Below are 14,781 nucleotides of genomic sequence, written 5' to 3' on the forward strand. Positions count from 1 at the left end.
CCCGGCCGATGAACATCGAAGAGTATCGTGATTTCTGTCTGAGCCTGCCGGGGGCGACCGAGGAACTGCCCTTTGGTCCCGACACGCTCGTGTTTAAGGTTGGGGGTAAAATATTCGCCCTCACCAGCTTGCAGACGTTCGCGAGTATCAACCTGAAATGTGACCCGGAGCAGGCCGTCGAGCTGCGCGAGCGTTACGACTACGTGCTGCCGGGTTTTCACCAGAATAAAAAGCACTGGAACACGGTGGTCATCGGTAGCGGGGCCACCGTGTTCCAGTTGCAGCAGTGGATAACACACTCGTACCAGCTCGTAGTAGCGTCGCTGCCCAAAGCCCGGCGCGCCGAGCTGGCGGAGGCGGGCAGTAGCGCGGGCTTTTAGTCCGCTAATGAGGGCGCTGGCTACTTGCGGACTAAAAGTCCGCGCTACGGCACCATAGGCGGTCGGCCGCAGGCACGGGCCGTACCTTTGCCCTATGCCTACCCCGCCCAAAGACTTGCTCGCCAGCAAGGACGTGCTGCACCCGCGCAATCCGCACCGCGAACGCTACGATTTCCCCGAACTCATCAAGGCCAGCCCGCCGCTCGCCGCCTTTGTGCAAGTCAACCAGTTTGGCAACGAATCGGTGGATTTTGCCAACCCCGCGGCTGTTACGGCGCTCAACCAGGCGCTGCTCAAGCAGTTTTACGGCATTGCGCATTGGGATATTCCGGCCGGCTACCTGTGCCCACCCATCCCCGGCCGGGCCGACTATCTGCACTACCTGGCTGATTTGCTGGCCGATAGCAACGGCGGCGCGATACCGCGCGGCAAAACCATTTCGGTGCTCGACATCGGCGTGGGGGCCAATTGCATTTACCCCATCATCGGCCATCAGGCCTACGGCTGGCGCTTCGTGGGCTCCGACACCGACTCCGTAGCCTTGGATGCTGCCCGCAATATCGTGGCCGCCAACGACGCCATAAAGGGCAGCGTCGACTGCCGACTTCAGGCCGATGCCAGCAAGCTACTGGCCGGCGTCGTGAAGCGTGGCGAGGTGTTCGACGCTGTAATGTGCAACCCACCCTTCTACGCCTCGCTGGCCGCTGCCACGGCCGGCACCCGCCGCAAAGCCAGTAACCTAGGCAAGGGCCGCGGCCCGGCGCCGGTGCGCAACTTCGGCGGGCAGCCCAGCGAGCTGTGGTACCCCGGCGGCGAAGAAGCCTTCGTGCGCAACCTGGTGAAGGAAAGCCACCAACTGCCCACCAGCAGCTTCTGGTTCACGGCGCTCATCTCGCAAAGCCAAACATTGCCCGGTATTTACAAAGAGCTGCAATGGGCCGAAGCAGTGGAAGTAAAAACCATCGAGATGGCCCAGGGCCAGAAGAAAAGCCGCATCGTGGCCTGGACGTTCCTCTCGCCCGAGCAGCAGGCTGCCCGCCGCGCCTCACGCTGGGCCAAGGCGGTTTAAACTAAAAGCTGTGTACCACTGCTAGTAGTTGTTTAACCAAAAAGCGAAGTAAAATGGATTTTGTAATCAGCATTCCCGATGACAAACTGGACTTCGTTAAGCAATTACTAAAGGAGCTAAAATTGTCCTTGAAACCAATTGAAGCAGCATCGCTCACTATCGCGCATCAGCGGCTTGCTGATGACCTGACTCAATCCCTGCGGGAAGTTGAATTGCATCAGCAGGGGAAAATCAAATTGCAAACAGCTGAGGAGCTTTTTAAAGAACTTGAAGACGCAGATGAGTCTGAGGACTAGTAATAGTGTGAGCTTCTTGCTGTAACAACAGAAACGCCCGCTACACGTGTAGCGGGCGTTTCTGTTGTTACTGTCAGATACATCTGTCATACTGAGCTTGTTGAAGCATCTCTGCCGTACCGTTGAGCGGCCCGGACGGTGCGGTAGAGATGCTTCGACAAGCTCAGCATAACAGACGCGGGGCTAGGCGTCAGCCTTATTTACACCACCACGTTCACCATGCGGCCGGGCACGACGACCACTTTCTTGGCCGCTTTGCCGTCGCCGAAGCGGGTGAGGAAATCCGATTCTAGAATAGCGGCTTCGATTTCGGCGGCGGTGGCGGTGGCGGCAAACTGGCGCTGCTCGCGCACCTTGCCGTTGATGGCGACGGGGTAGGTCACGTTGGCTTCCACCAGGTACTCTTCGCGGAACTCGGGATAGGCGGCGTGGCTTATGCTGCCGGACGCGTGGCCGAGGGCTTCCCACAGCTCTTCGGCGAGGTGGGGGGCGAAGGGCGAGAGCAGCAGCACGAGCGGCTCCAGGATGGCGCGCTTGTGGGTACCGAGGGCCGTGAGCTCGTTCACGGCAATCATGAAGGTGCTGACGCTAGTGTTGAAGCTGAACTTCTCAATGTCCTGGGCTACCTTCTGGATGACGCGGTGCAGAGCCTTGAGCTCGGCGGGGGTGGCGGGCTCGTCGGTTACGGCGAGGGCGCCGTCTTCGGGGTGGAAGAGCCGCCAGAACTTCTTGAGGAACGTGGCTACGCCGCTGATGCCGTTGGTATTCCAGGGCTTGAACTGCTCCAGCGGGCCTAGGAACATTTCGTAGAGGCGCAAGGCGTCGGCGCCGTATTTGTCAGTCAACACGTCGGGATTTACGACGTTGTATTTCGACTTCGACATTTTCTCTATTTCCCAAGCACAGTAAAAATTGCCGTCTTTTTCTGGTAAGAATTTGCAATCTTTTAGCTCGGGAAAAATTTTCAAGTATTCACCGCGACTTACAAATTCCTTTGTGTCAAGAATATCATTGTCAACCATACTGACATCCACATGCCTCTTGAAAAAGAGTGTGCGGACAGGCATATTGGCGATATTCTCGTTGAAATACTGTTGCCCAAACTGATTAATAATAGCTTGGTCTAATTCTTTGCCATGGCCTATTTCGGTAGCCCAGCTTTGCGTTACAAAAAGGTCTGAATCACCGTATTTATACACAAAATTCGACCGGCCCAAAATCATCCCCTGATTTATCAGTTTCTGGAACGGTTCGCTGTGCGTGACCAGGCCCAAGTCCTTCAAAAACAGGTACCAGAAGCGGGAGTAGAGCAGGTGGCCAGTGGCGTGCTCGGCGCCGCCCATGTAGAGGTCTACCTGGCCCCAGTACTGCTCGGCTTCTTCGGATACGAAGCGGTCGGCGTTGTGCGGGTCCATGTAGCGGAGGTAGTACCAGCTGGAGCCAGCCCAGCCGGGCATGGTGCTCAGCTCAAACTCGTACTGGCCCTTGTACTTCCAGGCTTGGGCGCGGCCCAGGGGCGGCTCGCCGGTTTCGGTAGGCTTGTACTCGTCGATTTCGGGGAGCACGAGCGGCAGGTCGGCTTCGGCCACGCCGTAGGCGGTGCCGTCTTTGTAGTAAATCGGGATGGGCTCGCCCCAGTAGCGCTGGCGACCAAAAATGGCGTCGCGCAGGCGGAAATTCACCTTGCCCTTGCCCAGGCCTTTTTCCTCTAAAAAGGCAATGAGGGTGGTGGTGGCTTCCTTATAGCCCAGGCCGTTGACGATGCCCGAGTTGATGTAGCGGCCTTCCTTGGTGGGGTCGGCTTGCTGGTCGAGGTCCTTTTGGGCGTCCGAAATGGCCGGGATGGGCAGGTCGAAGTGCTTGGCGAAGAGGTAGTCGCGCTGGTCGCCGCTGGGCACGGCCATTACGGCGCCGGTGCCGTAGCCGGCCAGCACGTAGTCGGCCAGCCAGATGGGCACGGGCGTGCCATCGACGGGATTTTGGGCGTAGGCGCCGGTGAATACGCCCGACACGGTTTTCACGTCCGACATACGGTCGCGCTCCGAGCGGCGCTTGGTGGCGGCGATGTACTCGTCCACGGCCCCGCGCTGGGCGGGCGTGGTGAGGGTATCGACCAGCTCATGCTCGGGGGCCAGCACCAGGAAGGTAGCGCCGTAGATAGTATCGACGCGGGTGGTATAGACCTTGATATCAGCGCCTTCTTGGCCCTGCACCGGGAAGGTAACCTCGGCCCCAATGCTCTTGCCAATCCAGTTGCGCTGCATCTCCTTCACGGCGTCGGGCCAGTCGAGGGTGTTGAGGCCTTGCAGCAGGCGGTCGGCGTAGGCCGTGATGCGCAGGTTCCACTGCGGCATGAGGCGGCGCTCGACGGGGTAGCCGCCGCGCTCCGAAAGGCCGTCTTTCACCTCATCGTTGCTGAGTACGGTGCCCAGGGCCGCGCACCAGTTCACGTAGGTATCTTGCTGATAGGCTAGCCGGTAGGGGAGGATGGCGGCGAGCTTCTGCTTCTCGCTCATCATCTGCCACTGGCCGGCCGTGAAGTCGTGGCGCTCCTCATCGCCCCCCGCGGCCCGGATGCCGGCGCTGCCGCCCTCGGCAAACTTCTCCTGCAAGGTGCGGATGTGCTCGGCGCGGTCGGTGTCGAGGTTGTACCAGCTATTGAAGAGCTTGAGGAAAATCCACTGCGTCCACTTGTAGTAGTCAGGGTCGGAGGTGCGTACCTCGCGCTCCCAGTCGTAGCTAAAACCCAGCTGCTGCAGCTGCCGGATGTAGGTTTCAATGTTCTTCTCGGTGGTCACGGCCGGGTGCTGGCCGGTCTGGATGGCGTACTGCTCAGCAGGTAGCCCAAACGAGTCGAAGCCCATGGGGTGCAGCACATTACGCCCTTGCAGGCGCTGGTAGCGCGCCACAATATCGGAGGCAATGTAGCCCAGCGGATGCCCCACGTGCAGGCCCGCCCCGGAGGGGTAGGGGAACATGTCGAGTACGTAGTACTTGGGCTTGCTGGACTGGTTGTCGGCGCGAAAGGTATTGTGCTGCTGCCAGTGGTCTTGCCACTTTTTTTCGAGCTCTTGAGGACGGTACGCGGGCATTTTCTTGGCTGGTTGAATCGCGCAAAGGTACGAAAACCTGTAGCGCGGACTCTGCGAGTCCGCGCAGGAAATAGACACTCAGCGCGTCTTGCTATTCGCGGACGCGCACAGCCCGCGCTACACCCTAGTTCTGCCGTACTACACGGGCCTGCGGCTAAATGCTTGAAGCGCATTTTCTCCCGCCGCTTAGCCGATAGGAATGGTTCGCGCTCTTCCCGCTTGAGCTGCTAACTAAGGTCAGCCATCGGGAATTGCGGAAAGACGCGAATTTTCGGTAGCGTAGCGTATGGCCGCCAGTGCGGAGTGAGAAATAATCTTTTGTAATTAGCTCAACCATTTGAATGGATATAAGTAAAAGACAGACATTTTCCCCATTCTTTATATGTTTTTTTCATTCCTACCCAAGCCCCGCGTGGCGGTGCAAGTAGTAGCTGGCCTGGTGGCCATTGCCAGCCTGAGCCAGTGCGGCATTCAGGAGCAAGTGCAACAGGCGAAGGCCTTCAAAAACGTAGACGTGCGCCTGGCCTCCGTAGACCAAGCTACCGTGGGCGGCGTCAACGTGCTGAACATGCGCCAAGCCGGCGACCTAGGCACCGCCGAACGGGCGCTGCTGGCTGCCGCGGCCACCGCCGGCAACCTGCCCCTGCGCATGCGCGTGAACCTGGAGTTCCGCAACCCCAACTCCGAAACCGCCGCCCTCAACGAGTTCGATTACATCGCCCTCATCGATGACAAGGAAGTGGCCAAAGGCCACACTACCCAGCGTATTGAAGTGCCCGCCAACGGTGGCCTTGTTACGGCCCCGATTGAAGTACAGAGCGACCTGCGCAAGGTAATGGGCGAGCAGTCGGGCGAGAGCCTGGCCAACTTCGCCCTCGGCCTCACCGACCGCGACCGCCAGCCCCTGCGTTTCACCCTCAAGCTGAAGCCCACGTTCATCACCAGCAGTGGTAAGCGCATTTCGCCCCCCGGCTATTCTAAGGTTGAAAAGGAGTTTACTCCCGCCCAGGCCCTCGACGCCGTGAGCCGCCCCGACTCGGCCCGCCGCCCCTAGGTGGCGTCGGTAGCCTGGCTACTGCGCGCCTGATTGCGCGCGTGGGTTCTACAAGGCACACTTTCATAAAAGAAGCCCGGTCAAGCAATTGGCCGGGCTTCTTTTATGAAAGTGTGCCGAACTAAGCCGGCCGGGTAAGGCGCGGTGCACTCCATAGTATTGGTACCCTACAACGGTTTTGCAGTCAGGGTACGGTTAAGAAGGAAGCGCTGAAAGGCAAAAACTCAACGTCCCTTTTAACGCGTCTCTTTCAACTAGCCTATGCATGGCCCTGAAAACAGCCCAAGGTCCTGTCCTGCATACCCCGCCGCCACTTAGCCTCGGCAGAAACGACCAGACAGGCGGCAAGGATGCTGGTAAGAGGTAGCAGTATTCAGCAGAGCGCTTCGTTGGCACCGCATGGCGGGTTGAGCCGCCCCACCGGGACCTAGGGGCGGTCAATAAGCGGCTTTTACCGACAGGTTAATGTATATAAGCGCTTGGTTGCATACGATTTATGTGTAGAAAGTGTACCGCAAAAAGAAGCCCGGCCAATTACTTGACCGGGCTTCTTTCACAAATTATCAACTGCAAGGAGCGCCGACCTAGGTCGGCGCTCCCACGGTTAGGCTACTACTACCGATTGCGGTACGGCGCGGCGGCCACCGAAGGCAGCAGCGGCGGCACCCAGACCCAGGCCTAGGGCCATCATCAGGGCTGCCTTGGAAAGGCCAGAGGCAGCGGCATCGCCGGCTTCGCGGGCGGTGGCTTCGGCTTTTACTTTAGCTTCGGCTAGTTTAGCCTGAGCTTGCTTGGCGGTCGAAATCCAGTTGTCAACAATCTGCTCCGACTCGGCGCGGGTCTTGCCAGTGCGCTTCATCACTACGTTCACGGCCGCATCGCGGTCGGCGGCGTTACCAACGCCTTTGGCCTGGTCGCCAAGGCGGTCGATGATATCGTCGAAGTTGTCGTCGGCAGCCTGGGGGTTGGCGGCGCTGCGGCCGGCGGCGTCTTTGGCTTCCTGGCCAGCAGTTTTAGCTTGGCGCTCCAGGTTATCAGGGTTCAATTCTGATTTGCCGGTCTGGCGCAGCAGCTTGCTAGCCTCTTTTTTCAGGTCATTGAGGTCAATGCCTTGGGCTTTCAACTCGCCTTTAATAGCATCGCCGGCCTCCGGAGCTACGGCCGAAACGGCGCTGCCCATGCCCGACAGGGCGCGGCCTGCCACACCCGTAACGCCGCCAATGATGCGGCCCACGGCCGTAGTAAGCAGGTAAAACGTGAGCAGCGTAACCACCGACCACGTGAGCAGGCCGTGCAGCATGCCATCGGTGGGGCGGGGCATGCCCGCCAGGCGGCTGGCCACGGTGGCGCCCAGGTAGAGCGAAATCAGCATGCTAACCACCCACCAGATACCAGCCCCGATGCCGATACCAGCCATGGGATTTTGCTCGGTGAGGGGGTCGATAGTGCCCAGGCCAATGCCCAAGCCCAGCAGGCTCAGGGCAAGCTGAATAACTAAGGCCAGTACAGCGCCGGCCAAAATAGCGCCCCAAGAAATGCGCTTGGTTGCTGCGGCTACTACCGGGGTCGCGGTAGGGTGCAGATGAGAGTCAGAATGAGGTGTCATAACCTTAATAGTGGGGAAATAGCACGGCTAGCCAATGGCTGCCGTATGGTAAGTAAACAAGACTAAATAGTCTTACATGGTGGCCCACTTACGGTAATACGCTGAACAGGTTGGCAAAAAAAAGAATATGTAAGCTGCGCAGTTTATTGATTGAGTATCAAATAGAGTGATTACTGTCGTGTTATAGCTGGCCTTTGAGGGCGTAAACTCAGAATCTAGGACTTGCGCTCAGAAATAGGGCTTAACCCGAAAGCCTGCGCTACGGCCGCGCCGCGCCAGCCGTCGGCCGTAAATTTGACTGCTTTAATTCCGCACCGTGGCCCGCATCCCCAAAGAAACCGTTGACCAGATTATCCACACCGCCGACATCCTGGAGGTGGTGGGCGACTATGTGCAGCTCAAGCGCCAAGGCCAGAACTACTGGGCCTGCTGCCCGTTTCACAACGAAAAATCGCCTTCCTTCTCGGTAAACCCGAGCAAGGGGCTCTACAAGTGTTTCGGCTGCGGCAAGGCCGGCGGCGTGGTGCAGTTCGTGATGGATGTGGAGGGCAGCAGCTACCCCGAAGCGCTGCGCGGCCTGGCCAAAAAATACGGCGTATCGGTGCCCGAGGAAGAGGAGCGCACCCCCGAAGAGCAGCTCGCCCAAAACGAGCGCGACTCACAGTACATCGTATCTAACTGGGCCAAAGACCACTACCACCGCCTGCTCCAAAATACCGAGGAAGGCATGGGCGTGGGCTACGCGTACCTCAAGGAGCGCGGCCTGAACCTAGGCACCATCCAGACCTTCGAGCTGGGCTACTCGCTCGACCAGTGGGACGACCTGCTGAAGTCGGGCGAAAAGGCGGGCTACCAGCTCAAATACCTCGAAAAGACCGGCCTCGTCATCAAGCGCGAAGACGACCAGGGCCACGACACCGGCCGGCGCTACGACCGGTTTCGGGGCCGCGTGATGTTCCCGATTCACAACGTGAGCGGGCGCGTGGTGGGCTTCGGGGCGCGCACCCTGAAGCGCGACGACAAGATGGCGAAGTACCTGAACTCGCCCGAGTCGGAGATTTACCATAAGTCGGATGTGCTCTACGGCCTGTTTCAGGCTCGGCAACCCATCCGGCAGGAGGAGCTGTGCTACCTCGTGGAGGGCTACCTCGACGTGCTTTCGCTGCACCAAGGCGGTATTAAAAACGTGGTGGCCTCGTCGGGTACCTCGCTCACGGAGGGCCAGATTCGCCTCATCAAGCGCTACACCGACAACGTGACGGTGCTGTATGACGGCGACGCGGCGGGCATTAAGGCCAGTTTGCGCGGCATTGACCTGCTGCTCGAAGGTGGCCTGAACGTGCGCGTGGTGCTCTTCCCCGATGGCGACGACCCCGACAGCTACATCCGCAAGGTGGGCGACCAGCGCTTCGCCGCCTACATCGAAAACCAGAGCCAGGACTTCATCGCTTTCAAAACCACGCTCGTGGCCCGCGAGGCCAGCCACGACCCGGTGAAGAAGGCCGAGGCCATCCGCGAAGTGCTCCAGAGCATAGCAAAAGTGCCCGATGGCCTCAAGCGCCAGGTGTTTTTGCAGCAAACGGCTAGCGTGTTTGGCTTCGACGAGCAAGTTATTATCACTGAGTATAACAAGCTGCTCAAAACGGCCAGCCCCGCCAAGGCCCGGCCCACGGAAAGCGGCCCTAGTAGCCCTAGGCCCGCTGCCGCGCCCACGGCCGCCAGCAGCGCGCCCGCCGCCCCGGCGCACCACGAGCTCACGCCCGAGGAGGAGATTGAGATGGCCATGTACGGCTCCATCCACGGCTCGGAGGAGGAGAAAGCGCAGCTCGCTGGCCCCACCGCCGACCCGCACGCGCTGGCCGAGCCGCTCGACGTGCTGATGCAGTGCGAGCAGGCCGTGCTGCGCCTGCTGGTGCTCTACGGCGCCCACGAATTGCAGCCCGAGGTGTCGGTGGCGCACTACTTACTGAGCCAGCTCGAAGGCACGCCGCTGCGCACGCCGCTGTATGCCCAGCTCTGGGGCGAGTGCCGGGCGGCGTTTTTGCAGGGCCAGCTGCCCGACATGCGCCAGCTGGCCCACCACGAAGACGCGGCCATCCGGAGCCTGCTGGCCGACTTTGCCACCGAGCGCTACGACCTCAGCCCCAACTGGCGCATCAAGGACATCTACGTGCCCACCGAGCTCAACCTCTTGCAGTTGGCCTGTGACAACGCCATTCTGCGCCTCAACAAGTGCCACGTGCAGCGCGAGCGCCAGCAGTGCCTGGCCCAAATAAACGACAGCCGCCTCGATGAAAACGAGCAGCTCAACGCGCTATTGCGCTACAATGAATTAACCAAGCTGGACAACCAGCTGGCCCAGATGCTGGGCACGGTAGTAGCGCGCAACGCGTGAGTCAATTATCAGTCATCAATTATCAGTTATCACTCGCTAGTCGGGGGCTGCAAATCGATAAGTGGGGTCACCCGAGTGATAACTGATAATTGATGACTGATAATTGAAAAAATGTTAAAGCAACTCAACCTTTCCCGCCTCTGGCTGGCCCTCGGGCTGCTGGTATTCAGCTTTGCCGTGGGCGTGGCGGGCTTCATGGGCATCGAAAACTACCCGCTGGTCGATGCCTTTTACATGACCGTCATCACCGCCTCCACGGTGGGCTTCGGCGAGGTGCACCCGCTCTCCGATGCGGGGCGGCTGTTTACTTCGTTTTACATTCTCTTCAACCTGTTGGTGGTGGCCTACCTCGTGTCGGTGCTCACCTATTACATCTTCGATGGCGAGCTGCGCCACCTTTTTCGCATGATTCGCGCCGACCAGGAAATCAAGAGCTTCCGCGACCACGTCATCGTCTGCGGCTTTGGGCGCAACGGCTACAAGGCCTACGACGAGCTGCGCCACAGTGGCACCCGCGCCGTGGTAGTCGAGCGCGACCAGCAGCTGCTGGCCGCCGCCAGCGAAGCCGGCCGCCACCAAATACCCGCCGTGCTCGGCGATGCCACTACGGAAGTGGCCCTGCGCCAGGCCGGTATCGAGCACGCCCGCGCCCTCATCACGGCCCTGCCCAAAGATGCCGACAACGTGTTCGTGGCTCTCACCGCCCGCGAGCTCAATCCGCACCTCATCATCATTGCCCGCGCCAGCGCCCGCAGCAGCGTCAGCAAGCTCATTTCGGCCGGCGCCAACTCGGTGGTGATGCCCGACGAAATCGGGGGCTCGCACATGGCCAACCTCATCATCCGCCCCGAGGTCATCCGGTTTCTGGACATGATTTCGGGCCTCGACCCCAACAAGCTGCGCCTCGAAGAGCTGTCCTTCAACGAGCTCAAGCCCACCCTGCGCGGCCAGAGCATCCGCGAGCTCGACGTGCGCTCGCGCACTGGCGCCACCATCATTGCCCTGCGCCGCGGCGCCAGCGGCGAGCTCGAAGTGAGCCCCGCCGCCGACTACCGCACCGCCGCCGGCGACGTGCTGCTCGTGCTTGGCAACGAAAGCCAAATTCAGGCGCTGCACCAGCAGTTTAAGTGAGGTGAAGAGGTGAGGGGGTAAGCAGGTGAGGAGGCTAAAAGCAGTGCTTGTTACCCCTTTCTGCCTTCTCCCCTGCTTACCTCTTCACCTTCTCACCCCAACATGCAAATAGCTGTTACAACAAGATTTCTTCTACCCGGCGGCCACCTCGAAGGCCTAGGGCGTTACACGGCCGAAATCCTGCGTGAGCTAGTGCGCCAGCACCCCGACTGCACGTTTCATTTTCTTTTCGACCGCGCTTATGATGCGCGCTACCTCTTCGGCCCCAACGTGGTGCCGCACGTGTTGCACCCCCCGGCCCGCCACCCGCTACTGATGCTGGCCTGGTACGAGGGTGCCGTGGCGTGGTGGCTGCGGCGGCACCGCCCGGCCGCGCTGCTTTCGCCCGAGGGCTTCACAGTGCTCAGCACTGCGGTGCCCCGCGTGCTGGTGGTGCACGACCTCGTGTACCGGCACCGGCCCCAGGACATGGGCGACTTGATACGGCGCTACTACGCCCACTTTACGCCGCGCTTTGCCCGCGCCGCCGCGCAGCTGGTGGCCGTGTCAGAGGCCACGCGGCAGGACCTAGGTGCGCAGTTTGGCCTTGCGGTTGAGCCTATTAAAGTGGCGTACAATGCGCCGGCCGCGCACTTTCAGCCCCAAGATGCGGCGGCACAAGTAGCCGTGCGCGCGCAGTTCAGCCAGGGGCAGCCGTATTTTCTGTTCGTGGGCGCGTTGCAGCCGCGCAAGAACCTGAGTAATCTGCTGCGCGCCTTTGGCTTGTTTAAGGCGCAGGCCGGCGCCGCGGCGGCCGCGGTACAGCTGCTGCTGGTGGGCCGCGAAGCCTGGCAGGCCGGGCCCATTTTTGAAGCCTACCAGGCTCTGCCTGCGGCGGTGCAGGCGGCGGTGCACTTCACGGGCCGCGTGAGCGAGGAAGATTTGGCGGGCCTCTACGCGGCGGCGCTGGCTACGGCGTACGTGCCTTTCTTCGAAGGCTTTGGCCTGCCCGTGGTGGAGGCGCAGGCCAGCGGCTGCCCGGTGCTCACCTCCAACCTATCGTCCTTGCCTGAGGTGGCGGGTGGCCCGGCCGCGGCTCTGCTCTGCGACCCCTACCAGCCGGCTGCCATCGCGGCGGGGCTCGCGCAGCTGCACCACGATGCGGCCCTGCGCGCCCGCTTGCGGGCGGCAGGACTGGCCAACGTAGCGCGGTTTTCGTGGGCGCGCAGCGCCGAGGTGCTGTGGCAGGCCGTGCAGCAAGCCGCCCAAACGGCCCCGGCGCGAGCCTAGGCTGCGGCTTATCTTCGCCCCCGATGCACATTCTGCAAGTTTGTCCCCGCGTACCCTACCCACCACACGATGGCGGGGCAATGGCCATGTACGAAACGGCGCGGGGCCTCGCCGAAGCTGGCCACCGCGTGACGGTGCTGGCCATCAACACCCCCAAGCACCACCAGCCCGCTGATGCGCTGGCCCACCTAGGGCCCCGCGTGCGCCTCGTGACGGCGGACGTGGACACGCGCCTGCGGCCGCTGGCGGCGCTACGAAATCTGCTGTTTAGCCAGGAGCCCTACAACGTGGCGCGTTTCATCAGCGCGGCCCTGGCAGATAAGTTGGTTGAATTGGTAGCAGCGGAGCCGGTAGATGTAGTGCAGTTTGAGGGCACCTTTGTTGCTCCTTACCGAGCACAGCTGGTGCTGGCGCTAGAAAAACTGGAAATAGTCCGGCCACTGCTGGTGCTGCGTGCCCACAACATCGAGCATACCATCTGGCAAATGCTGGCGGTGCGAGCCAGTAACCCCCTCAAGAAGCGGTATTTGCAAAGCATGGCCCACCGCCTGGCTCGGCTAGAGGGTGAGTTGCTGCCGCGCTTCGATGCCATTGCCGCCATCACGGAGCAGGATGCCACCCGGCTGCGAGCCCTAGGGTGCCGGGCACCCATCGCCTTTATCCCCGCCAGCTACAACCTAGGGCGCCTGCCGGCCGCCGCCACGCCGCCCCAGCCGCGCACGCTGTTCGTTATCGGCTCGCTCAACTGGCTGCCCAACCTCGAAGGGCTCGCCTGGTTTCTGCGCGAAGTGTGGCCCCAGGCCCACGCCGAGCTGCCCGAGCTAGCGCTGCACATCGCGGGCTCGCACCCGCCTGCCGACCTCACCAGCCGCCCGCCCGGCCAGGATAATATCTTCGTGCACGGCTTCGTAGCGTCGGCCCCAGCCTTTATGCAGCAGTACGAGCTGATGCTGGTGCCGCTGCTCAGCGGCGGCGGCATGCGGGTGAAAGTGGTTGAGGGCCTGGCCCTGGGCAAGGCCGTGCTCAGCACCACCCTGGGCGCCGAAGGCATCGCGGCCCGCGATGGCGAAAATATCCTGCTGCGCGACGGGGCCGCCGCCTGGCTGCAAGCCCTGCGTGACTACTACCACGGCCGCCTGCCGCTGGCCGACCTAGGGCAGGCCGCCGCCCGCACCGCCCACGCCGAATACGATACCCGCCAGGTAACCCAGCGGCTGCTAGGTCTTTACGAAACGCTGCTGGCCCCGCCGGTGCCCCAGCCCTATCCTATGCGCCTGCTCGTGCTGCTGTCTCGCTTTCCGCACCCCCTCGACAAGGGCGACAAGCTGCGCGCCTACTACCAGCTGCGCTACCTGGCCGGGCAGGGCCACGACATCTGCCTGCTGGCCCTCAGTGATGAGGCGGTGGGCCCGGCAGCGCTGGCCGCCGTGCGCCCGCTGTGCCGCGGCGGGCTGCACGTGCACCACCTAAGGCGGCCCGCGCAGGCGCTTGGGCTGGCGCGGGCGCTGGCCACGGCCGGGCGGCCCTTGCAGGTCGGCTACTTCTATAGCCCGGCGGCGCAGCAGCTGGTCAATGGCTTGCTGGTCAGCTTCCGGCCCGACCATGTATACTGCCAGCTCATCCGGATGGCCGAGTACCTGCGCGGCTACGCTGGCCCCAAAACGCTGGACTACATGGACGTGTTTTCGGCCGGCATGGCGCGGCGGCAGGCCGCGGCGCCGGCCTGGCAGCGGCCGGTGCTGGCCCTCGAAGCCCACCGCCTGGCCGCCTACGAGGCCGCGGTGCTGAGCTGGTTCGACCACGCCACCATCATCAGCGACCAGGACCGGCAGCTGGTGCAGCACCCGCGGCGCGACCAGATTCACGTGGTGCCCAATGGCATTGCGCTCGATGTTTTTCAGCCCCAGCCCCACGCCGCCAAGTGCTACGACCTGGTGTTTTGCGGCAACATGGGCTACCACCCCAACGTGGACGCCGCCTGCTGGCTAGCCGAAGAAATTCTGCCCCTGGTGCAAGCGCAGCACCCCCAGGCGCGGCTGCTGGTGGCCGGCACCACGCCCGCCCCGCGGGTGCAGGCGCTGGCCCGCCGCCCCGGCGTGGCCGTGAGCGGCTGGCTGCCCGACATCCGCCAAGCCTACGCCGAGGCGCGGGTATTCGTGGCGCCCATGCGGGTGGGCACCGGCTTGCAAAATAAATTGTTGGAGGCCCTGGCCATGCAGCTGCCCTGCGTGACCACGCCGCTCGCCAACAACGCCCTCGGCGGCACGCCCGGCCAGCACCTGCTGGTGGCCGAGGGCGCGCCCGCGCTGGCCGCCGCCATCGGACAGCTGCTGGCCGATGAGGCCGCTGCCGCTGAGCTTGCCCGGCGCGGCCGCACCTTTGTGCGGGCCACTTACGACTGGGCCACTACCACGGCCCAGCTCGAACACTTGTTTGAGCAGCCGGCCCCTAGGTTGCCGTGAACCTTCCGGCCGAAACGAAGTTGCAGT

General features: G+C 62.1%; 10 protein-coding genes. 8 read left to right on the forward strand and 2 right to left on the reverse strand.

The annotated features are described in order from the left end of the window. Nucleotides 1-8: 8 nt before the first annotated feature. The 3 genes from ACFSDX_RS08780 (at nt 9) to ACFSDX_RS08790 (ending at nt 1,745) form a co-directional block, all read left to right on the forward strand. Nucleotides 9-380 carry an MmcQ/YjbR family DNA-binding protein gene (locus ACFSDX_RS08780; RefSeq protein WP_382312958.1) on the forward strand — a complete coding sequence of 124 codons (372 nt, stop codon included), beginning with the start codon at nt 9-11 and terminating at the stop codon, nt 378-380. Between the two features lie 94 nt (nt 381-474). Next, entirely contained in the window at nt 475-1,449 is a 975-nt protein-coding gene (gene rlmF / locus ACFSDX_RS08785; RefSeq protein ID WP_382312959.1) for a 23S rRNA (adenine(1618)-N(6))-methyltransferase RlmF, read from the forward strand. Nucleotides 1,450-1,502: 53 nt separating this feature from the next. Then, nucleotides 1,503-1,745 carry a hypothetical protein gene (locus tag ACFSDX_RS08790; RefSeq protein WP_382312960.1) on the forward strand — a complete coding sequence of 81 codons (243 nt, stop codon included), beginning with the start codon at nt 1,503-1,505 and terminating at the stop codon, nt 1,743-1,745. A 200-nt stretch (nt 1,746-1,945) separates the two neighbouring features. On the opposite strand, the gene ACFSDX_RS08795 is transcribed toward ACFSDX_RS08790, so the two are convergent. After that, nucleotides 1,946-4,837 carry a leucine--tRNA ligase gene (locus ACFSDX_RS08795; RefSeq protein WP_382312961.1) on the reverse strand — a complete coding sequence of 964 codons (2,892 nt, stop codon included), beginning with the start codon at nt 4,835-4,837 and terminating at the stop codon, nt 1,946-1,948. 382 nt (nt 4,838-5,219) lie between these two features. On the opposite strand from ACFSDX_RS08795, the gene ACFSDX_RS08800 reads away from it, so the two are divergent. Then, complete coding sequence (locus ACFSDX_RS08800) at nt 5,220-5,891, forward strand: LEA type 2 family protein (RefSeq protein ID WP_382312962.1); 672 nt, start codon at nt 5,220-5,222, stop codon at nt 5,889-5,891. A gap of 604 nt (nt 5,892-6,495) precedes the next feature. On the opposite strand, the gene ACFSDX_RS08805 is transcribed toward ACFSDX_RS08800, so the two are convergent. Further along, nucleotides 6,496-7,497 (reverse strand): hypothetical protein, encoded by a 1,002-nt coding sequence (locus ACFSDX_RS08805; protein WP_382312963.1) that lies wholly within the window; start codon nt 7,495-7,497, stop codon nt 6,496-6,498. Nucleotides 7,498-7,813: 316 nt separating this feature from the next. Here ACFSDX_RS08805 and dnaG point away from each other — a divergent pair, with 316 nt between their 5' ends. The 4 genes from dnaG (at nt 7,814) to ACFSDX_RS08825 (ending at nt 14,754) form a co-directional block, all read left to right on the forward strand. Continuing rightward, the gene (dnaG, locus tag ACFSDX_RS08810) at nt 7,814-9,892 is read left to right on the forward strand and encodes a DNA primase (protein WP_382312964.1); all 2,079 of its coding nucleotides are present in this window, start codon (nt 7,814-7,816) and stop codon (nt 9,890-9,892) included. A 111-nt stretch (nt 9,893-10,003) separates the two neighbouring features. Continuing rightward, a complete protein-coding gene (locus ACFSDX_RS08815) occupies nt 10,004-11,023 on the forward strand; it encodes a potassium channel family protein (RefSeq protein ID WP_382312965.1) in 1,020 nt (339 codons plus the stop codon). A gap of 102 nt (nt 11,024-11,125) precedes the next feature. Next, the gene (locus ACFSDX_RS08820; protein WP_382312966.1) at nt 11,126-12,292 is read left to right on the forward strand and encodes a glycosyltransferase family 4 protein; all 1,167 of its coding nucleotides are present in this window, start codon (nt 11,126-11,128) and stop codon (nt 12,290-12,292) included. 23 nt (nt 12,293-12,315) lie between these two features. Continuing rightward, nucleotides 12,316-14,754: a glycosyltransferase gene (locus ACFSDX_RS08825; RefSeq protein WP_382312967.1), complete on the forward strand. Its 2,439-nt coding sequence runs from the start codon at nt 12,316-12,318 to the stop codon at nt 14,752-14,754. The last annotated feature ends 27 nt before the right edge of the window (nt 14,755-14,781 follow it).

The organism is Hymenobacter bucti, from assembly GCF_042681145.1.
Classification (GTDB): domain Bacteria; phylum Bacteroidota; class Bacteroidia; order Cytophagales; family Hymenobacteraceae; genus Hymenobacter; species Hymenobacter bucti.